Genomic DNA, 19,453 nt, shown 5'->3' with positions numbered 1-19,453 from the left:
GCAGCACCGCCAGCCGCATAGACGGCCGCAAAGACGGCCGCGCCGCCACAACACCCTTGGAGACATCCCTTGTATCAACAGATCTACGACCCGGTCGGCGGGTCCCTGCTGCTGTCGTCGGCGCTGGCCGCGCTGCCGCTTCTCACCATGTTCGTCATGCTGGGATGGCTGCGAGTCGCGCCGCACATCGCGGCCTTCGTCTCGCTCGCCATCTGCGTCCTGGTGGCGGGGTTCGCCTACCGCATGCCGTGGGCCGCGACGCTCAACGTCGGGCTCTACGGCGCGGCCTTCAGCGTGCTGACGGTGCTGTGGATCATCGTGAACGCGATCTGGCTCTACAACCTGACCGTGCAGTCGGGCCATTTCGCGGTGCTCAAGGACAGCTTCGCGCGCATCAGTCCCGACCCGCGCATCCAGTCGATCATCATCGCCTACAACTTCGGCGCGCTGATCGAAGCCCTGGCCGGCGCCGGAACGCCCATCGCCATCTCGGGCGCCATGCTGCTGGCCATCGGCATCAAGCCGATGAAGGCCGCCGTGCTGGCGCTGGTGGCCAACACCGCGCCCGTCGCCTTCGGTGCGCTCGCGGTGCCGATCGTCACGCTGGCGCAGGTGTCGGGCGAACCCTTCGGCCTGCTGGGCGCCATCGTGGGGCGCCAGACGCCGATCCTGGCGGCCTTCGTGCCGCTGATCCTCGTGGGCCTGCTCGACGGCAAGCGCGGCCTGCGCCAGACCTGGCCCGCCGCCGTGGTTGCCGGCCTCGCCTTCGGCGCGGCGCAGTGGATTGCCGCCAGCCACATTTCTGTCGAGCTGGCGGACGTGTTCGGCGCCCTTGGCTCGGCCGGCGCGCTCATGCTGTTCCTGCGCGTCTGGCAGCCGGTGCCACCCGGGCGCATCGAAGACGTGGAGCCGTCGCAGCTGGCGGTGGCGCGGCACGACGCACGCACCGTATGGATCGCCTACGCACCCTACATCCTGATCATTGCCATCTTCTCCCTGGCGCAGATCAAGGGCGTGCAGCAATGGCTTTCGGCAGGCACCCTGCGCTTCCCGTGGCCGGGGGTGGACATCGTCAATGCGGCGGGCAAGCCCGTGTCCTCGGTCTTCACGCTCAATTCGCTGTCGGCGACCGGCACGCTTCTTCTCGTGGCAGGGCTGCTGTCGGCGATGTTGCTGCGCGTGCAGCCCGCTGCGGCCGTGCGTACCTATGGCACCACGCTCAGGCAGCTGCGCTGGGCCATTCCCACCGTGCTGTGCGTGCTGGCCCTGGCCTTCGTGATGAACTACTCCGGCCAGACGATCACGCTCGGCCGCTGGATGGCGCAGACCGGTCCGGCCTTCGCCTTCCTCTCGCCGGTGATCGGCTGGATCGGCGTGGCCGTGACCGGGTCGGACAATTCCTCCAACGCGCTGTTCGGTGCGCTGCAGGTCGCCGCGGCCAATGAGACCGGCATCCGCCCCGCATTGCTGGCCGCGGCCAATGCATCCGGCGGCGTGCTCGGCAAGATGATCTCGCCGCAAAGCCTGGCTGTTGGCGCGGCTGCGGTCGGCATCATCGGGCAGGAGGGCGCGATCTTCCGCAAGGTGATCGGCTGGAGCCTGCTGTTGCTGCTGGGGCTTTCCACGCTGGTCTACTTGCAGGCCGGCCCGCTGGCCTGGATGCTTCCCTGAATTCCCACACTTCCTGATCCACGGAGATCCAACATGCAGAACTACCGCCAACTCTTCGATCTGAGCGGCAAGACGGCCGTGGTGCTGGGCGCGGCGTCGGGCATCGGCCAGGCGTCGGCCCACGCATTGGGCGCGCTCGGTGCGCACGTCGTGTGCGCGGACCGCGACGCCGATGGCGCAAAGGCCACGGCCGAGCAGATCACGCAATCGGGCGCGGGCTCCGCCGAATGGCGCAGCACCGACGCGGCCAGCGGCGCGGACATCGCGGCCCTGGCTGCGCACACGCTGGCGGCGCGCGGACGCATCGACGTTGCCGTGGCAACGCCGGCGCTCAACATCCGCAAGCTCATCGTCGACTACACGGACGAAGAGTTCGACCAGGTCGTGAACCTGAACCTCAAGGGCGCCTTTCATTTCATGCGCCGCTTCGGCGCGCCGATGATGAAGCAGGGAAGCGGCAGCCTCATCCTGTGCTCGTCGATGCGTGCGGTGACGATCGAGCCCGGCCTCGGGATCTATGCGGCCACCAAGGCCGGCATCGCGCAGATGGTCAAGGGCTTCGCGTCGGAGGTGGGCAGCTACGGCGTGCGCGTCAATGCGGTCATGCCCAGCATCATCGAGACCAGGCTGACCGCGCCGCTCAAGGAGCGCCCGGCCATCTACGACACCTATGCGGCCCACACGGTCTTCAATCGCTGGGGGCAGCCGTCGGAGGTGGGTTCGGCGGTGGCCTTTCTCGCGTCCGACGCGGCCAGCTACATCACGGGCAGTTCGCTGTCGGTGGATGGGGGGTGGACCGCGATCGATGGTCCACCCACGGGGCTGACGGCGACGCGTCCGTCCGAATAGGCGCTTTTCGTCCGGGGCCGGCCCGTACTCCGCCTAAACTGCGGACCGCGCAATTTTTCGTTTGGAGGGCCGATGACGATGAATTACCAAGGCAGCTGTCACTGCGGTCGGATCGCCTTCGAAGTCGAGGGCGAACTGCAGGGGGCCATGGCATGCAATTGCTCGATGTGCCAGCGCAAGGGGTCGCTGCTGTGGTTTGTGCCGCACGACCGGCTCAGGCTGAAGACGCCGCCCGAGGACATCAGCACCTACATGTTCAACAAGCATGTGATCTCGCATCGCTTCTGCGCGGTCTGCGGCATTCATACCTTTGGCGAGGGCACGGATCCCAAGGGCAACAGGATGGCGGCCATCAACATCCGCAGCCTCGAGGGCATCGACCTCGAGGCGGTGCTGGTGCAGCATTTCGACGGGCGTTCGAAGTAGGCCTGGGCAGCCACCCGCTTGCATCGCCACGGGCAATCCCGTACGCTGGACCGGCGTCCATGCGCAGCACCCGAGCCCTTGCGGGCCGCCGGGCCGGCCTTGCGGGCGCGCAAAGGAGTGCATGCCATGCCAAGCCGATCGAACGGCCTTGCGGCCGAAATGCAGGCCGTGCGAACGCTGGCGCTGGTGGGCGCCGCGGGCGCCGGCAAGAGTTCGCTCGCCGAGAGCCTGCTGCACAAGGCGGGCGCCATCGCAGCGTGCGGCAGCATCGAGCGCGGCACCACCGTCAGCGACCACGACCCGCTGGAGCGCCGCATGCTGCACTCGCTCAACGCCTCGGTGATGCACCTCACGCATGCCGGTACGCGCATCCACTTCATCGACACGCCCGGCGGGCCCGACTTTCTCGGCCAGAGCCTGCCGGCGCTGGAGGCGGTCGAGACGGCGGCGGTGGTCATCAATGCCGCCACCGGCATCGAGCCGATGACGGTGCGCATGATGGAATACGCGGCCTCGCGCCACCTGGCCCGCATGATCATCGTCAACAAGATCGACTCGCAGGGCGTCTCGCTGGCGGGCCTGCTGGCGGACATCCAGGCCACTTTCGGCCGCGAATGCCTGCCGCTGAACCTGCCCGACGGGGTCGGCAGGCAGGTGGTGGACTGCTTCTTCAACCGCTTCGGGCAATCCGACTTCGGCCCGGTCGAAGCGGCGCACCGCGCGCTGGTGGAACAGGTGGTCGAGGTCGACGCGGCCTTCGTCGAGCGCTACCTCGAGGAGGGAGACGTGGATCCGGCCGAGCTGCACGCGCCGCTCGAGCAGGCACTGCGCGAAGGCCACCTGATCCCGGTGTGCTTCGTCTCGTCGCGCAGCGGCGCCGGCGTGGCCGAACTGCTGGACGTGATCGTCAAGCTGCTGCCCGATCCGACCGAGGCCAACCCGCCGGACTTCATCATTGGCGAGGGCGCGCAGGCCCAGCCCATGGAGGCCAGTCCCGACCCGTCGCTGCATGTTCTGGCGCACGTGTTCAAGGTCACGGTCGACCCCTATGTCGGCAAGATGGGCATTTTCCGCGTGCACCAGGGCACGGTCACGCGCGACAGCCAGCTCTACATCGGCGACGGGCGCAAGCCCTTCAAGGTGGGGCACCTGTTCATGCTCCAGGGCAAGGACCATGTCGAGGTGTCGCATGCGGTGCCGGGCGACATCGTGGCGGTGGCCAAGGTCGAGGAGATCCATTTCGATGCCGTGCTGCACGACGCGGCGGAGGACGCCCACGTGCACCTCGCGCCGCTGCCGTTCCCGGTGCCGGTGCACGGCCTGGCCGTGGAGCCCAAGCGCCATGGCGACGAGCAGCGCGCCTGGGAGATCCTCGGCAAGCTCGCAGCCGAGGATCCGTGCCTGCGCATCGAGCATGTGGCCGCGACCAACGAGACGGTCCTCTACGGGCTTGGCGAGCTGCACCTGCGCATCGTGCTCGATCGCCTGCGCGAGGTGTACCGCTTCGAGGTCCAGACGCGGCCACCGCGCATCGCCTACCGCGAGACCGTGAGCGCGCCGGCCGAGGGCCACCACCGCCACAAGAAGCAGACCGGCGGTGCCGGCCAGTTCGCCGAGGTCTTCCTGCGCATCGAGCCGCTCGCGCGCGGCGCCGGGTTTCAGTTCGCCGATGAAGTCAGGGGCGGGGCGATCCCGGGCCAGTTCATTCCGGCGGTCGAGAAGGGCGTGCGCGAGGTGCTGACGTACGGTGCGATCGCAGGCTACCCCGTGGTCGACGTGCGCGTGGTGGTGTACGACGGCAAGCACCACAGCGTCGACAGCAAGGACATCGCCTTCGCGACCGCCGGCCGCAAGGCCTTCATGGCCGCGGTCCGCGAGGCCCGGCCGGTGGTGCTCGAGCCGATCGTGCAGATCGAGATCGCCGTGCCCGAGCATGCCGTGGGCGACGTCACGAGCGACCTGTCGGCGCGCCGCGGCCTGGTCACCGGCACCTCGGGCCTGGGAGGCGGCACCGTGGCCATCGGCGGGCAGGTGCCCGAGGCCGAGCTGGCCAGCTACCAGTCGCGGCTCAATGCAATGACCAGCGGGCAGGGCCGCTACACCATTGCGCTGTCGCACTACGAAGCGGTGCCGCCGACGGTCCAGCAGACGCTGGTGAGCCAGTACCGGGTGCGCGACGAGGAATAGCATCGCGCATCCTGCGCAGAGGCCATCTGGTTGCGCGCGAGCTGTCGGCGCGCGACATCGCAGTGGGGCGGGCTATGCCAGCATTACCGCCTTCTCGCGCGCGTTCCAGCGCCATTTTGGCCAGCCGCCGACGCTGTACCGAAGCGGCGCATGACGCAGCCCATTGAAGCGGCTGGACGCGTCGCTCCGAAGCGGACCTTCAGTTCTGGGCGCAGGGATAGACGTCGTGAACAATGCTGAGACCGAGCGCTGAACACTCTGCGAGGAAATCCGGTGAGAGTTCCAACGCGTAGTTCCGCCTGGAGAACGAACTTATCTGGAGATGGAGGCGAGCACCTTGCTCACGAAGCAGAAGCAAAAACTGCTTGTGCGGTTGGAGCACCTTTGTGACGTCTGCGAGAGCATCTTCTGCGGCGTCATCTGTGGACGAATACTCTCCGCGAGCGAACGGGTCGGAGTGCCAATAGCTCTCCGCGTGGTTGCCACCGAGCAAGCGTCCATTCGGGGTTTGGCGAGGCCGGCCTGCCGCGTAGGCGTGCTTAGCTTCAAGCGAAAGCTTCCCAGTAATCACTGCAGGGTCGATGCTCGGATGCCAGATGCGCAGAGCCAGCGAATATGAGTAGAGCTGCACGTATGGCCTTTTCGATAGCTACCCTGTTGTGGTCGCTTGTTAGCCGGAGTCTCAGCAATGGCTGCCGCGACCCGACAGCCGCTTCTGGCCGAATGTAGCCGCAGAGGCGGCAATGAGATGACTTGCATCGTCATGCTCGAACTGGCCAAGGGATAGCCTCGTCGAGACGACGCGGGCCGAGGCCTGCCCGTCGGCCAAGGTCAGTTCGTCGCGAAGCAGTACATCAGCCCAGCGCTGCCGCTCATCTTGAGTTGGTCGACGCTGCAGCCGCGCGTGCCGTGCGAGGAGTTCCACGAAGCGTTGGCGACTGGATCGGGATTGGTGCCTTTGCGGTCGTGGTGACCCACGATGGCAGAGCCGCCGTCGCTTTTGGTCCAATTGCCGCATGTGGTGTCCTTGCCGGGATCGGGCACCGCCAGGGTGCCGTCAGGGCGCGAGCCGGTGAGGATGTCGTGGCGGTTGACCGGATCGCCGAAGCCGGAGACAACCTCGCCCTTCTCGGTCAGCGAGGTGTCCTTGCCGACCTTGGCGTTGGCGCTGTGCAGGTCGGTGACGCTGGTGGCGACGACCACTCCCTTGGCATTGGTCCAAGGACCAGTGCCGATCCGGTCGCGCGCATTGACGGCCGGCTGCCCGTTCGCGGCAGCGGTGCTCAAGTAGGCACGCCAAGTCTTGTTGCCCGCCCCGGCGCCCGTGGCCAGCGACTGGCAGAAGCGGTCGGCTCCGGCCAGGCCACCGAGGTCGCCGCCCTTGCCGGGGTTGACGCTGGTGATGAAGAAGCTCATGGAGTTGCCGCTCGATGAACGCATCGCACCGCAACCGATGATCAGTGCAGTGGCTGCGACGGCGGCGCCAGTGGAAAGAATGACGCGACTGGGCATCGGTGACTCCTGGCAGTGGTGGAGCCGGGAGGCTACCGCACCATCGTGTCAGCGGCAACCCGGGCCCGCCACCCGTGCAGCGAGTGCAACTCGACATCATTGCCGCGGAAGGGCTGCTGCTTTCTTCGCCAGGATCCTTCGAGCGATCTCATCGCCCCCTCGACTGGCAAAAGGCGCGCATTCCAGGCATGGAGTTCTCCCGCATATTCAACGGCCGCTAGGGGGCCGACTGTAGTCTTCCGGTGGGCTTGAACAAATCCTGGTCGTCAACGAGCGCACCGCGCAAAAACGCAAGCATTCGCGGCCGGGGTAGGTCGCACTGAGCAGCAATGCCAACTCTCCGCCTCGCGAGAGGCCCACAACGCCTATCTTGTTCGCCGCAACGGTCGTTTGCTCCGAAAGCCAATCCAACGCCGTGCCGAAGTACTCGAGCGGAATGCGGTCGAGGGTTGGCGGGAGGCCTTCCATGGGGAGATACGCCAGCGCGAAAACTGCATACCCGTGAGATGCCAGCAGGGCCGCCATTTCCTGGGACCATGCCAATCCTTCGTTGGAACCTCCAACCACGAGCACTGCCCGGTGCGGGCCGGGTTGGTCGGGCGCAAACAATTTGCCGACAAGCCCTCTGTCTCGGACCTCACGCGACACAACCCCGGCACCGGCGAGGACGCGCTTGATGCGCCGAGAGATGGGCGGCGCGCCGCCGTCCCTAAAAAGCCCCATCGCATCAACCCCTTGGTACGAGCCCGAAGTGGGAGCGTGGCCGCCAAGGTCCACAACACCGGTTGAATCCGCCGTGAAGATTGCGCTCGACAGGTTTCAGGCTGGCCGGACATCGCTTCACGCAATCTACCCTTGGCAATCCGTTCGCGTGGGACGCCTGTGCACCGAGGCAGATCGGTCTCGAAAGGTATCGGCCACGGCGTGCTGATGCGCTGCACACTTTCTGGAGACAATGGATCCGCTCGAAACCGACCATGAGGAAATCAAGATGGCAGCCGACGACTGGTGGAAGCGCGGAATCGTCTATCAGGTCTATCCGCGTTCGTTCCAGGACAGCAACGGCGACGGCATCGGAGACCTGGGTGGAATCCGCGCCCGGCTGGATCATCTGGTCTCGCTCGGCGTCGATGCCGTCTGGATCTCGCCGATCTATCCCTCGCCGATGGCCGACTTCGGGTACGACATCTCCGATTTTTGCGGCATCGATCCGCGCTTCGGCACGCTGGAGGGCTTCGATGCGCTGGTGCAGGAGGCGCACGCAAGAGAACTCAAGATCATCCTGGACTTCGTGCCCAACCATACCTCGGACCGTCATCCGTGGTTCGTGCAAAGCCGCAGCGCACGCAGCGATCCGCGGCGCGACTGGTACATCTGGCGCGACCCGGCGCCGGGCGGCGGGCCGCCCAACAACTGGCTCAGCAATTTCGGCGGCCCTGCCTGGGCCTTCGATCCGGCCACCGGCCAGTACTACGGCCATTCGTTCCTGAAGGAGCAGCCCGACCTCAACTGGCGCAACCCCGAAGTGCGGGCCGCGATGTACGAGGTGCTGCGCTTCTGGCTTCGGCGCGGCGTCGACGGATTCCGCGTCGACGTGCTCTCCCAGATCATCAAGGACGCGCAGTTCCGCGACAACCCGCCGAACCCGGATTTCATCGAGGGCCAAGACCCATTCTTTCGCTGGCTGATGCTCTACAACACGGACCTGCCTGAGCTGCAGCCCATCGTGGCCGAGATGCGCCGCGTGGTCGACGAGTTCAGCGACGCACGATCGTCGCGCGTGCTGATCGGCGAGCTCTACCTGCCGCTCGCGCGCCTGGTCGCCTACTACGGACTCAACACCGAAGGCGTGCTCGAAGGCGTGCAGCTGCCCTTCAACTTCCAGCTGATTGCGACCGAGTGGCAGGCGGCGCGCATCGACCGCCTTGTGCGCGACTACGAAGCCGCCTTGCCCGGCGGCGCCCAGCCGAACTGGGTGCTGGGCAACCACGACAGATCGCGCATTGCGAGCCGCGTCGGGCCACAGATGGCACGGCTCGCGGCCATGCTGCTGCTCACGCTGCGCGGCACGCCGACGCTCTACTACGGCGACGAGATCGGCATGACGGACGTTCTCATTTCCGCCGATGAAGTGCAGGACCCGTTCGAGAAGAACAAGCCCGGCATGGGCCTGGGGCGCGACCCGGAGCGAACACCCATGCAGTGGAGCGCCGCAGCGCATGCGGGCTTCACGACCGGTACGCCGTGGCTGCGCCTGGCAGCCGATTGGCCCACGCGCAACGTGGAAGCGCAATCGCTTGAGGCAGGCTCGATGCTGGCGCTCTACCAGCGTCTCATCGCATTGCGCCGCGCGCAGCCTGCGCTGAACCGGGGCCACTATGAAGCGCTCGATGCGGAGGACGAGGTGCTCGCCTATGCGCGCAGCTTCGAAGGACAGCGGCTGGTGGTGCTGTTGAACTTCGGTGCCACCCCGGCGCCGATCTCACCGGCGTTGATGCCGCGCCAGCCGATCGTGCTGGCATCGACCGATCCTGCGCGCGCCGAGTCCATCGAGGGGCCCCTGGAGTTGGCGCCTTGCGAAGGCGTCATCATCGGCGCCATGAACGACAAAGGTCCGGCGACGCGATGAGCAATCAAGGCTTGCCGGCCTGGATCTCGATGTAGCTGCGCGCGTGCCAGCGCACGCGCACAGGCCACTTCGCGTCGGCGATGGTTTCCGAATTCACGTCCTTGCCGCTGCCGTAGTTGATCTGCCGGTCGGGCCGCTTGTTGAGGCCGACCAGCAGCACGATGCGGCTGCCCGCCGCAAGCCTGCAAGCGGTCACGCGTTCGGTGGTGAACGCGAGCAGCTGGCGCTCGCCGGCCCGAAGAAGCCTGCGGCGCACGCGATGGCCTGCGTAGCTGGCGCGGAAGTCGTAGGGATCGAACAGCAGTTGGTACTCGCCGCTTTCCGTCTGCTCGTACAGCGAGATGCTGAAGTCCATGTCCTGCCGCGAGGGCGTGATGTCGAACACGCCGTGCAAGCTGCCGAAGATCTCGGTGTCCTCCGGGAGCGGATCGCTGACAAAGCGGATGCTGTTGCGCGCCGGCAGCTGCGCGGCGCGCAGCGCGTCCGGCCACGGAATGCGCACGTCACGCCGATCGGCAAGATCGACCGAGAGCCGCGCGCTGCCACCGCCTTCGGACGGCAACGGCAACAGGCGGTGCGGGTCGTTGCGCTCGCGGGTGTCGAGATAGAAGCGCAGCCGGGTGCGCTGCGGCGCGTCCAGCGTCGGCACATGGCGCCACTGGTCCGTACCCATCACCTGGTAGTTGACGCGGTCCATCAGCAGGGCAGGCTTGTTCGCGCCCTTCAGGATGTGGTCGAGCCACTGCAGGCGCAACTCGGCCAGGTCGACGCGTGCGGCGGGGTCCAGCGCGTAGCCGCGCAGCATCGGCGCCGTGCCCTGCCGGATCGAGGCCGCGTCGTAAGGGCCGAGCAGCAGCGTCGTGTCGGCCTGCGGCCGGTTGCGACGATGTTCCTGATGGAAGTAGAGCGCGCCGGCATCGGCGCCGTAGTAGCCGGCGAAGCTGAGCACCGGAATGTCGATGCGCGCAAACTGCTCCGCCGACGGCAGGAACTTCTGCCAATAGCGATCGTGGCTCGGGTGCGTCAGCCAGGTTCGGATCAGCCGGCTGCGCTTGCCCAGCAGGACGCGGTCCAGGTCCCAGTAGGGACGATTGCCGCGATACCAGCGCGCGTCGAGTGCCTGCCATATCGTGTCCGGGTCGGCGTCTGCGAGGGCCCGCAGGGGCTCGTCATCCGCGTGCTCCTGCGCCCAGCGGACCATGGCGTTGCGGAAGATCTGTCCGGCCATCGGAAAGTCGATGCCCGGCGCCATCGGCGCGATGGTGGCGATGGCCTTGAGTGCCGCCGGTCTCCTGCGGGCGGCGGCCCAGGCGGCATAGCCGGAGTAGCCGTCGCCGATCATGCAGACGCGTCCGTCGCTCCACGCCTGCCGGGCAATCCAGTCGATGACGGCGGCGGCGTCTTCGCCGTCGCGAACGAACGGCCACACGGCGCCCTTGCCGTCGGGCGTGCGTCCGCGCACGTATGCCGTGACGCCGACGTAGCCCTTGGCGGCGCTGCGCTGGGCGTCGTCCTCGGCCGGATCGAGCGTGAAGCGCAGCAGCGTTGGCAGGGTGCCCAGCGCGTCATTGGCGCGGCCGGGCCGAACCAGGCTCGCGAAGATGACACCTCCGCGTACGGGAATCCTGACGTCGGCCTCTGTCACGTAGCGGTTGCGGTTTTCCGCCGCGAACAGTTCGGGCAGCAGCGCACCGAAGCTGCGGCGCGACTCGTACGAATGCCAGGTCCGCACCAGCGCCAGGGCATCGGCCTGCGGGAGGCTGCCCTTCGCGCGCCAGAGATCGAAAGCCCGGCGCAGCGGCTCTGCATACACCGCCGCCGGGATTTCGAGCCGCGCCATGATGGCCTGGGCTTGCGCATTGTCGAGCGGCGACACCAGTTCCCGGAACGCGCGCGCATAGGCTTCGGCGAAGCCGAGGCGCTCGTTCGCTTCGAGTGCGCGCGCACGCGCATAGACGCCATCGAGGACCGCACGCTGCAACAGGTCGTCGAACGGCTTGCCCTGGCGGCGGGTGCGCAGGGCTCGGCTGCTGTCGGAGGCTGCGCGGTAGGCGCCGCTGACAATCTGCAGGGCGGTCAGGTTGGCCAGGAAGACATCGGTGTCCGCGTCCTGGTACACCGGCAGGATGCGCTCGGCCAGGTCCCGCATCAGGTCCGCGGCGGCGGCATCCTCAGGATCGCGTGGTGGCTTGAAGCCGAAATCCGCCGCCCAGCTCCACGCGGGCAGCGCAAGCATCAGCCGCATCAGGGCGCGGCGCGCACGACCGAAGGTGGACCCGAGGTGTCTCATGCCTGCTGCTCCTCGCGCACGGCGTTCGGCGCCTTGACCAGATGCACCACCTGCGTGAACAGCCGGTCGCGCGCTTCTCCGGCCGAGCCTATGTGGACAATGCCGGTGTGCTCGAGCTTGCCCAGCAGGCCGATGATGAGTTCGAGCGTGTCGTCGTCGAACGCGCCGAGGGCTTCGTCCATCACCAGCCAGGGCGGCGCCTGCAGCACCACGCGGGCGAAGCCCAGCCGCAACTGCTCGTCCATGCTGAGCTCGCTCTCCCAGCGGCCCGTCTTGTTCAGCAATGGTTCCAGGCGCTGGAGGCCCACGCTCGCCAGTGCGGCCACCATGGCCTCTCGCGGGTAGCTCGACGGTTCCATCGCATACGACAGCACTTCGGCCAGCGTACCGCGTGGGATGTAGGGCGTGCCGCGCGGCATGTAGTGAATCGTCTCGCCGGCAGGCCGGCGCACGGTGCCGGAGCCCCAGGGCCAAAGGCCTGCGAGCGCCCGGAACAGCAAGGTCTTCTCGGTACCCGGCGTGCCGAGGATCAGGACGCGCTGGCCGCGGTGCAGGACAAGACCCGGGGCGTCCAGCCGATCGTGGCCGGTCCAGGAGCGGACTTCGAGTGCGTCGATCGCGAGCACCCCGGCTTCGCCCTCCTCGTAGGCGATGCGGCTGCCGCTTGCGCGTGCCTCCAGGTCGGACGCCAGCATCCGGCGCAGGTCGGCAACGCGCAGCAGCGTGGCGCGCCAGTCGGCAATGATGCTGAAGTTGTCGACGAACCAGCGCAGCGACGACTGCGCCTGTGTGAAGGCCGCGGCGGCCATCATCAGGCCGCCGAACGACACCTTCCCCGAGAAGTACAGGGGTGCGGCCACCAGCGTCGGCGCGATGATGGTGACCCAGCCGAAGCCCGCGGTGACCCAGGTCAGGTTGGTCAGGCCGAGCACCACGCGCGACGTGGCGCGCAAGACGTCGCCGAAATGCATGGCGACGCGGCGCTTCTCGTCGGCCTCGCCACCCGCCAGGGAGATGCCGTCGAGATGCTCGTTGATGCGCGTCAGCGAGAAGCGCAATTCGCCTTCGCGCGCGTAGCGCTCGGCGTTGCGCGAGATCAGGCCGCTGCCGACCCAGTAGGTGACCAGCGAGCCGGCGATCGCATAGGCAATGGCCGCCCACAACATGAAGCCCGGCAGCACATGGTCCTTGCCATTGAAGAAGAGGCTGAAGTCCTTGGAGAGGACCCACAGCACGCTCGCAAAGCTGCCGAACAGCATTGCCGCCTGCAACAGGCCCACGCCAAGGGTGACCGACAGATCGCACAGCTTCAGCGTGTCGTCGTGCATTCGCTGATCGGGGTGGGCTCCCATCGGACCGCTGGCCTGCAGCCAGAACGCCCGGCGCGGCTGCAGCCACAGCCCCACGAGGTCGTTGACCACGGCCTCGCGCAGCTTCAGCTGCAAGGTTTCGCCGAGCCACCTCTGCGCCACGTTCAGGACCAGCAGCGCGCCCGCAATGATTGCGAAGACACCGACCTGCACGACGAATTCGCCGAGGTCGCGGCGCGAGATCGCATCGTAGAACGGCTTGTTCCAGCTGTTGAGCTCGATCTGCCCGTAGGCTGTGAGCGCGACGACCACGACGATCGCGCCCATCAGCACGACAAGCGTTTTCGCGACCGGGGACACGCGCAAGGCGCCGAGCAGCTCGCTGACCTGACGGAAGAAGCCGGTCCTTGCAGCCGGCTCGACGCGGTTCTTCGGCCTCGCGCTCATCGCCTACCGCGGCGCCTGGCAAGCGGCGGCCGCGCTGCGGCGCGCCGAGACACACGAAATGAACGCGGCGTGGCTCCAGGCCAGTTGCTTGGCCGAGGTCTGCGCGCCGCTTCGCTGGTCGAACTGTTCCGACAGATCACCGCCGGCCGGCGTGTACGCGCGCACGGTGGCGAGGTAGGCGTCGCCGCGTTCGAACCAATGGCGTGCATCGCCGCCCATCGCCGCCGCGGCACGAAAGCAGAACTCGGCGGCGCCGAGCGTCGAGAAGTAGTACGCGCCGCCCGAGTAGTACACGTCGCCGGCGTAGCGGCCCATTGCCGCGCCACGGCCTGCGGCGCGGCCGCGGTTGATGGGATAGGCCGCATCGAACAGCGCGTCCAGGCGCGCCAGCGTGGCCTGCATGCGCGGATCGGCCGGTCCATGCGCGATCTCGATGCCAAGGCTGTGGATCGCCGACAGGATCACCGCGATGTCCAGCGCCTTCGGACCGGGCCGGCCGTCCTCCAGCGCGCGTGAGCGGTAGTAGCCACGCGTGGCGCCTCGTTCGTCCACCCAGTAGTCGTCGAGCAGGCGCAGCACCGCGCGCGACTCTTCCCGGCAGCGCCGCGCCTGCGCCGCCTCGCCCAGGTCCTCCAGCCATGCCGCGCCTTCGGCCAGCGCCGCTCCCGCGACGCGCAGTGTGTAGTAGTGGTGGCCGAGTTCCTCTTCCCAGATGTCGTAGGAGGGTTCGCGCCAGCGGCGCAGCGTGAAGTCGAGATCGAAGCGGATCAGCTCGGCAGCTTCCGCCAGCAGCGGCGCGTCGAGGTACCCGCCGGCCGCCCAGCGCAGCAGCGCCAGCGCGCGCAGCGGCGCGCCGTCGTGTTGCGGGCGATTCCATCGGCAGACATCGAGCGTGCCGTCGGGGTTCACCCGCGTCTCGGCGGCCACCAGGTCGCCGAAAGCTTTCGCAAGGTCATGGTCCTCGCGCAGGTACTGCAGGAGCTCGGGAGCCACGCACGCGCTGCGGTCCTCCACCGCGGCAGCCGCGCGACCGTCGAGGCGGTTCAAGTCCAGGCTGAAGCGGATGAAGTCGCGCAGGTGCTGCAGGGCTTCGTCGCCGACGCGCCCTTCGGCATAGAGCAGGCGCAATGCATCGATGACGACGGCGGAATCGCGGAACCAATGAAAGAAATAATCCGGGTCCGGGTTGTAGTCGGCGAGGACGGGCGAGGCGACCACGGCGCCGGGGATCGGCCGCACGGTCTGGCCGAAGCCCGGCCGGTGCTTGACGATCGACACCGGCGAGATGCTGGACAGCATCGCTGCCGCCGAATGGCGCAGCTGTGTTTCGAGCCAGGGCTCGAACGCCGGGTCCTGCTGGCTCGCCACGCTGGAGCTCACGCGGCCGACGACCCGAGATGCGGGCTGCTGAAGTCCAGGGCGCGCAACCCGGCCTGCACCTCGGGCACGCTCATGAACAGTTTCCACAGAAGGCCGGTCCGATGGTTCTCCATCATCACGACGATCGGGCCCTGGTCGATGGCCAGAAAGGTGTCTGCGAACCAGCCTCGCTCCTCGCAGAACGCATCGACGAAGCCGTAGTCCCTCCACACCCGCTCGCCATGCACGGTGAGGAAGTGCCGCAGCACCCGCATCACCTCGGCGGGCGCGTAGGGCAGGCTGGCCAGCGCGGCCGTCGGCGAGATGGTGCCGTTGTCGTTGCTCGGATCGTGCGCGAGGTAGCCGTCGGGGTCGTCGCTCGCGGTCAGGCCCCAGCACGATTCGCCGTAGCCCGGGAAGCCCCGAGGGTTGGCGGCGCAGTGGGCACGGTGGATCTGCAGGTGGCGGGTGTTGAGATCCCAGTAGTCGGCGTAGCGGTCCTTCAGGCCGCGCGGATCGAGGCCGCAGAACGAGTAGTGTGTGAAGAACAGCGGGCCGCCGTACGGCATGCCCAACGGTATCTCGATGCCGTAGTACGACCGGCCGTTGAGGAAACCGGGCCCCGCCGCGAAGCCGCGGTGGTAGACCCTCGGATCGATCGCATGGCGCGGCGCGGCCGCCGCCAGGAAGTAGGTGATGAGGCACTCGTTCCAGCCGCGCACCTCATGGTTCATCGCCCAGCCGTGCTTCGGGCTCCAGTGCCAGTACAGCACGTCGCGCCCGCCCTGGGTGAACCAGTTCCATTCGACCTCGTGCCACAGCGTGTCGATGTCGCTGCGCAACCGGCGCGCCGCGGCCGTGTCCTCGCTGAAATACTGGCGCGCGCAGAGCAGGCCCATGCAGAGGAACGAGGTCTCGACCAGGTCGCCCGCGTCGTCCTTGGGGCTCATCGGGATCGTCGCGCCGCTTGCCCCATCCATGAAGTGCGGGAAGGCGCCGTGGTAGCGCCTGGCGCGAAAGAGGGCGTCCCGCATGCGCCCCAGGTGCTCGAGCGCCGCGTCGCGCGTGACCCAGCCGCGCTCCACCGCGACGATCAAGGCCATGATGCCGAAGCCCGTGCCGCCGATCGCGACCCGGTCGTCGGCCAGGTCTTCGCCCGTGGCGCCGACCAGCGTGCGGCGGTCGAGCGCCAGGCCGCTGGCGGCATCCGCACCGTCCCAGAAATAGCGGAAGGTCTGCCGCTGCACGGCATCGATCAAGGCTTCATCGGGCAGGGCTGCCAATGCCTTCGGGTTCCTGTCATCCTTCAACACGCATGGCTCCTTTCGTTGGTGGTCCCGGGTGTCACGTTTGGTTTCGCCGAATCGTCGGCGGCGCCACACGGCCGAGGGCTCTCTGCCCGCAGCATGCCATCATTAAGGCCCTTGGGTTCTATTCGAAATCCCTGATGAGCCGCATCGACACCCTCATGGCCCGGATGACGCTAGCCGAAAAGCTGGGTCAACTGACGATGACTGCCTCCAGCTACACGGTCACCGGACCGGTGCTCGCGGGGGACTCCACGCAGTCGATCATCGACGGCACCGTCGGTAATCTGCTGAACATGGTCGGCGCCGGTCCCACGCACGAGATGCAGCGGCTGGCCGTCGAGAAATCACGGCTTCGCATTCCGCTGTTGATCGGCCTGGACATCATTCACGGCCATCGCACGCTCTTTCCGATTCCGCTCGCGGAGGCCGGCAGCTTCGACGAAGACCTCTGGGAGCGCACGGGGCGCGAGGCCGCGCGCGAAGGCGCCGCCGAGGGCCTGGCAATGACTTTCGCGCCGATGCTCGACGTATCGCGCGATCCGCGCTGGGGCCGCACCGCGGAAGGGCCTGGCGAAGACCCTTGGCTCAACGCACGCATCGCCGAGGCCAAGGTGCGCGGGTTCCAGGGGGCCGATCTGTCGTCGGCCGAATCGCTGGCCGCCTGTGCGAAGCATTTCGTCGCGTACGGCGCAGTCACCGCGGGGCGGGAGTACGCCGCGGTGGACATCTCCGAGCGTACTTTGCGCGAGGTGCATCTGCCGGGCTTCGAAGCAGCGGTGCGCGCGGGCGTCGCGACGCTGATGCCCGCCTTCACCGATCTCAACGGCGTGCCGATGACGGCGCACATCCCCTTGCTGCGCGACTGGCTGCGCGGAGAGATGGGCTGGGACGGCGTCATCGTCAGCGATTACAACGCGATCGCGGAACTGATCAAGCACGGCGTCGCGGCCGATCTCGTCGATGCCGCGGTACTGGCGCTGAAGGCCGGCGTCGACATCGACATGATGGCCGACGCCTATCGCAAGGGTCTGCCGATCGCACTCGAGCAGGGAAGGGTGACGATCGAAGAGATCGACGCGAGCGTGCGCCGCGTGCTGCGGCTCAAGGAGCAGCTCGGTCTGTTCGACGACCCCTACCGCCGCGGCGCGGCACCGGAACCCGCGGCGGTCGTTGCCGAGCGGCACGCGCTGGCGCGCGACGCCGCGCGCAGGGCCATTGTCATGCTCAAGAACGAGCGGGACACGCTGCCTTTGCCTGTGGCACCGAGGGCACTGTGCGTCGTCGGCCCGCTGGCCGATGCAAGCACCGAGATGAAAGGCCCGTGGTGGGGCGCCGGCGAGCACGAGCCGGCCGTCAGCGTGCTTGCCGGCCTGCGCGCCGCGCTGCCGCAGACCGACATACGCCATGCACCCGGCGTCGCCATCGAGGGCGGCGACGACGGCGGCATCGAAGCGGCCATCGCGATGTGCGACGGCGTCGACGCGGTCGTGCTGTGCCTGGGCGAGCGCGCCACGATGAGCGGCGAGGCGGCGAGCCGCGCCACGCCCGCGCTGCCCGGGCGGCAGCAGGCGCTGGCCGAAGCGGTGACTGCGCGTGCTCGCGCACTGGGCATCCCCGTCGTCGCGATCCTGTTTTCGGGCCGGCCGCTCGTCATACCCTGGTTGGCTGAAAACGCCGATGCGCTGCTGGCTGCGTGGTTCCTCGGCACCGAGGCCGGCCATGCGATTGCCGACGTGGTCACGGGCCGGGTATCGCCCAGCGGCCGCACGCCGATGAGCTGGCCGCGCGCTCTCGGGCAGGTGCCGATCCACTTCGGCCAGCGTCCCACCGGCCGGCCGATGAATCCCGCCGACCACTTCACGAGCAAGTACCTGGACGTGGCCAACACGCCGCTGTATGACTTCGGACACGGCCTGACCTACGGCCGGTTCGACTACGACGAACTCCAGGTCGAGCCGCGGCGCGTGCGCGAGCAGGACCTGCTTGCGATCAGCGTCAGCCTGCGCAACGTCGGCGCGCGCGAGGCCGAAGAGACGGTCTTCCTGTTCGTTCGCCACAAGCTGAGCCGCGTCACCCGGCCGCTGCTGGAACTCAAGGGCTACGCGAAGCTGCGATTGAAGCCAGGCGTTGCCGGCTCGGTGAATCTGGAGCTGCCGGCGGCCGAGTTGCGCTATCTCGGGCCGGACCTGCAGCCCTTGTTCGAGCCGGGCGAAGTCGAGATCCTCGTCGGGCCGAGTGCCGAGCAATCAGGCTTGCTGCGCCAGACCATCGAGTTGTATTGAAACCCCGTGGATGTCGGTCGCCTGTGACCGAAGCTCCTCGAACGCGCTTTGTTCTCCTATCCCCAGACTCTGGTCGTCAACTCGTCCATCGCATCAATGATCTGTTGCCCATGCTCCGCAAGAGAGTCGACCACGGCACCGAGTTGATCGGTCGCCACGGATACCACCTGCAAAGGATTGAGGACGACTTCGACACCACCCATGCGGAAGATGGGATTCATCCGGGAGCCGGAAACCGATGAGCCAGGGGCGTACTGGCGCAAGACCAAGGGAACAACCACTCTGCGGCGGTAGGCATCGAATCGCGCAGACTGGATGACCACCACAAAGGGGATGCTTTCTTTCTGACTCCCTTTGTTGCGATGAACGTCGAATTGCGCCACTGGTTCAGAGAGTCGAGTGCTCGTCCGCGAACGAGCCGAACTTGGTGTCGAATTCATTCCAGGCCTGTGCGCTTGCCGTGGCCCAGTCGCGCGCAGATTTGCCTTGGCCGCAGCGTGCACGCGCCTCCTGAAACTCCTTCATGTCTTGAGGCGAGATCATGTAGGCAGCGGGCCGCCCGTGACGCGTGATGATGACTGGCTCGCGTTGTGCTGTGTCCAGCAGCTGCCCAAACTTGTTTTGCGCCTCGACGGAGGTGACGGTGATCATTGCCCGATCCTGCAAAGTAGCTAACATGGACAGTTTAGCGCGCCGGATGCCGATGCCCAGTCCGGGCGCCGAGTTCGCTGTGGGCTTCACGGTCGCGGTGGGCAATGCAACCAGTCTCTGCGGCGAAATCGGCAGGCGCTGCGCCGGAGGACCGCCCTCTGGACAGTGCCCGCGCGCCTTGCCACACTGCCCGCATGGCACTCACGCACGCATCCTCCGGCCAGGTCGTGAACCTCGACGCGCTCGACGGTCAGGCAACCGAAACTTGCGCGCTGCTGAAGGCCCGCGACATCGAACTCATGTGGCTGGTGCTGCCGGCCGGCAAGCAGGTGCCCTCGCATGCCGTCTCGACCTCGATGACCTTGCAGTGCATGCGCGGCAAGGTCGAGGTGCAGCTGGACGGCGACGTGAAGCTGCTCGAGGCCGACCAGGTCATGTACCTGGCGGGCGGCGTGCCGCACGGCCTGCATGCACTGGAAGATGCCAGGCTGCTGATGACCGTCGTGCTGCCGGCCAGCCGCACCGACTGA

At 67.5% G+C, this 19,453-nt stretch carries 16 protein-coding genes; 7 read left to right on the top strand and 9 right to left on the bottom strand.

The window, feature by feature from the left end:
* The first annotated feature begins 69 nt into the window (after window positions 1–69).
* The 4 genes from L1081_RS26795 to fusA all read left to right on the top strand — a co-directional run bounded on the left by L1081_RS26795 (window position 70) and on the right by fusA (window position 5,133).
* Complete coding sequence (locus tag L1081_RS26795; protein WP_489417664.1) at window positions 70–1,671, top strand: lactate permease LctP family transporter; 1,602 nt, start codon at window positions 70–72, stop codon at window positions 1,669–1,671.
* Window positions 1,672–1,704: 33 nt separating this feature from the next.
* Complete coding sequence (locus L1081_RS26790) at window positions 1,705–2,520, top strand: SDR family oxidoreductase (RefSeq protein ID WP_489417663.1); 816 nt, start codon at window positions 1,705–1,707, stop codon at window positions 2,518–2,520.
* Window positions 2,521–2,598: 78 nt separating this feature from the next.
* Window positions 2,599–2,946, top strand: coding sequence for a GFA family protein (locus L1081_RS26785; protein WP_489417991.1), 348 nt, complete (start codon window positions 2,599–2,601; stop codon window positions 2,944–2,946).
* A 126-nt stretch (window positions 2,947–3,072) separates the two neighbouring features.
* Window positions 3,073–5,133, top strand: coding sequence for an elongation factor G (gene fusA, locus L1081_RS26780; protein WP_489417662.1), 2,061 nt, complete (start codon window positions 3,073–3,075; stop codon window positions 5,131–5,133).
* 199 nt (window positions 5,134–5,332) lie between these two features.
* On the opposite strand, the gene L1081_RS26775 is transcribed toward fusA, so the two are convergent.
* The 3 genes from L1081_RS26775 to L1081_RS26765 all read right to left on the bottom strand — a co-directional run bounded on the left by L1081_RS26775 (window position 5,333) and on the right by L1081_RS26765 (window position 7,422).
* On the bottom strand, window positions 5,333–5,704 hold the full coding sequence (locus tag L1081_RS26775; RefSeq protein WP_489417990.1) for a DUF4279 domain-containing protein: 372 nt from the start codon (window positions 5,702–5,704) through the stop codon (window positions 5,333–5,335).
* A 260-nt stretch (window positions 5,705–5,964) separates the two neighbouring features.
* Window positions 5,965–6,645, bottom strand: a complete 681-nt coding sequence (locus L1081_RS26770; RefSeq protein WP_489417661.1) for a hypothetical protein — start codon at window positions 6,643–6,645, stop codon at window positions 5,965–5,967.
* 207 nt (window positions 6,646–6,852) lie between these two features.
* Window positions 6,853–7,422: an acyl-CoA thioester hydrolase/BAAT C-terminal domain-containing protein gene (locus L1081_RS26765; protein ID WP_489417660.1), complete on the bottom strand. Its 570-nt coding sequence runs from the start codon at window positions 7,420–7,422 to the stop codon at window positions 6,853–6,855.
* A gap of 214 nt (window positions 7,423–7,636) precedes the next feature.
* Here L1081_RS26765 and L1081_RS26760 point away from each other — a divergent pair, with 214 nt between their 5' ends.
* Window positions 7,637–9,274: an alpha-amylase family glycosyl hydrolase gene (locus L1081_RS26760; protein ID WP_489417989.1), complete on the top strand. Its 1,638-nt coding sequence runs from the start codon at window positions 7,637–7,639 to the stop codon at window positions 9,272–9,274.
* A 4-nt stretch (window positions 9,275–9,278) separates the two neighbouring features.
* Here the strand turns inward: L1081_RS26760 and L1081_RS26755 are convergent, their stop codons facing one another.
* Genes L1081_RS26755 through L1081_RS26740 form a run of 4 tightly spaced genes read right to left on the bottom strand, consistent with a single transcriptional unit; the run spans window position 9,279 to window position 15,993 of the window.
* Window positions 9,279–11,564 (bottom strand): CocE/NonD family hydrolase, encoded by a 2,286-nt coding sequence (locus L1081_RS26755; protein WP_489417659.1) that lies wholly within the window; start codon window positions 11,562–11,564, stop codon window positions 9,279–9,281.
* Window positions 11,561–13,321, bottom strand: coding sequence for an SbmA/BacA-like family transporter (locus L1081_RS26750; protein WP_489417658.1), 1,761 nt, complete (start codon window positions 13,319–13,321; stop codon window positions 11,561–11,563). Before L1081_RS26750 ends, L1081_RS26755 begins: the two co-directional genes overlap by 4 nt.
* A gap of 3 nt (window positions 13,322–13,324) precedes the next feature.
* Window positions 13,325–14,701, bottom strand: a complete 1,377-nt coding sequence (locus L1081_RS26745; protein ID WP_489417657.1) for a glycoside hydrolase family 15 protein — start codon at window positions 14,699–14,701, stop codon at window positions 13,325–13,327.
* Entirely contained in the window at window positions 14,698–15,993 is a 1,296-nt protein-coding gene (locus L1081_RS26740; protein ID WP_489417656.1) for a glucoamylase family protein, read from the bottom strand. The genes L1081_RS26745 and L1081_RS26740 overlap by 4 nt, the downstream gene beginning before the upstream one ends.
* 134 nt (window positions 15,994–16,127) lie before the next feature.
* Between L1081_RS26740 and L1081_RS26735 the strand changes: the two genes are divergently transcribed.
* A complete protein-coding gene (locus L1081_RS26735) occupies window positions 16,128–18,272 on the top strand; it encodes a glycoside hydrolase family 3 N-terminal domain-containing protein (protein WP_489417655.1) in 2,145 nt (714 codons plus the stop codon).
* A 56-nt stretch (window positions 18,273–18,328) separates the two neighbouring features.
* Here the strand turns inward: L1081_RS26735 and L1081_RS26730 are convergent, their stop codons facing one another.
* Together L1081_RS26730 and L1081_RS26725 are read right to left on the bottom strand one after the other, a co-directional pair.
* Window positions 18,329–18,655 (bottom strand): CcdB family protein, encoded by a 327-nt coding sequence (locus tag L1081_RS26730; RefSeq protein WP_489417654.1) that lies wholly within the window; start codon window positions 18,653–18,655, stop codon window positions 18,329–18,331.
* A 4-nt stretch (window positions 18,656–18,659) separates the two neighbouring features.
* Window positions 18,660–18,923, bottom strand: coding sequence for a type II toxin-antitoxin system prevent-host-death family antitoxin (locus L1081_RS26725; protein WP_489417653.1), 264 nt, complete (start codon window positions 18,921–18,923; stop codon window positions 18,660–18,662).
* A 194-nt stretch (window positions 18,924–19,117) separates the two neighbouring features.
* Between L1081_RS26725 and L1081_RS26720 the strand changes: the two genes are divergently transcribed.
* A complete protein-coding gene (locus L1081_RS26720) occupies window positions 19,118–19,453 on the top strand; it encodes a cupin domain-containing protein (protein ID WP_489417652.1) in 336 nt (111 codons plus the stop codon).

The organism is Variovorax sp. MSC1_012, from assembly GCF_023667525.1.
Taxonomy (GTDB): domain Bacteria; phylum Pseudomonadota; class Gammaproteobacteria; order Burkholderiales; family Burkholderiaceae_C; genus Variovorax; species Variovorax beijingensis_B.
The sequence above is the reverse complement of the archived record's forward strand: the minus strand, read 5'-3'. Positions and strand labels throughout refer to the sequence as shown.

Excerpts from the sequence above, each read along its gene's own strand:
- L1081_RS26790 (WP_489417663.1), top strand. The coding sequence starts at position 1,705 with ATGCAGAACTACCGCCAACTCTTCGATCTGAGCGGCAAGACGGCCGTG.
- L1081_RS26785 (WP_489417991.1), top strand. The coding sequence starts at position 2,599 with ATGAATTACCAAGGCAGCTGTCACTGCGGTCGGATCGCCTTCGAAGTC.
- fusA (WP_489417662.1), top strand. The coding sequence starts at position 3,073 with ATGCCAAGCCGATCGAACGGCCTTGCGGCCGAAATGCAGGCCGTGCGA.
- L1081_RS26770 (WP_489417661.1), bottom strand. The coding sequence starts at position 6,645 with ATGCCCAGTCGCGTCATTCTTTCCACTGGCGCCGCCGTCGCAGCCACT.
- L1081_RS26760 (WP_489417989.1), top strand. The coding sequence starts at position 7,637 with ATGGCAGCCGACGACTGGTGGAAGCGCGGAATCGTCTATCAGGTCTAT.
- L1081_RS26755 (WP_489417659.1), bottom strand. The coding sequence starts at position 11,564 with ATGAGACACCTCGGGTCCACCTTCGGTCGTGCGCGCCGCGCCCTGATG.
- L1081_RS26750 (WP_489417658.1), bottom strand. The coding sequence starts at position 13,321 with ATGAGCGCGAGGCCGAAGAACCGCGTCGAGCCGGCTGCAAGGACCGGC.
- L1081_RS26735 (WP_489417655.1), top strand. The coding sequence starts at position 16,128 with ATGAGCCGCATCGACACCCTCATGGCCCGGATGACGCTAGCCGAAAAG.
- L1081_RS26725 (WP_489417653.1), bottom strand. The coding sequence starts at position 18,923 with ATGATCACCGTCACCTCCGTCGAGGCGCAAAACAAGTTTGGGCAGCTG.
- L1081_RS26720 (WP_489417652.1), top strand. The coding sequence starts at position 19,118 with ATGGCACTCACGCACGCATCCTCCGGCCAGGTCGTGAACCTCGACGCG.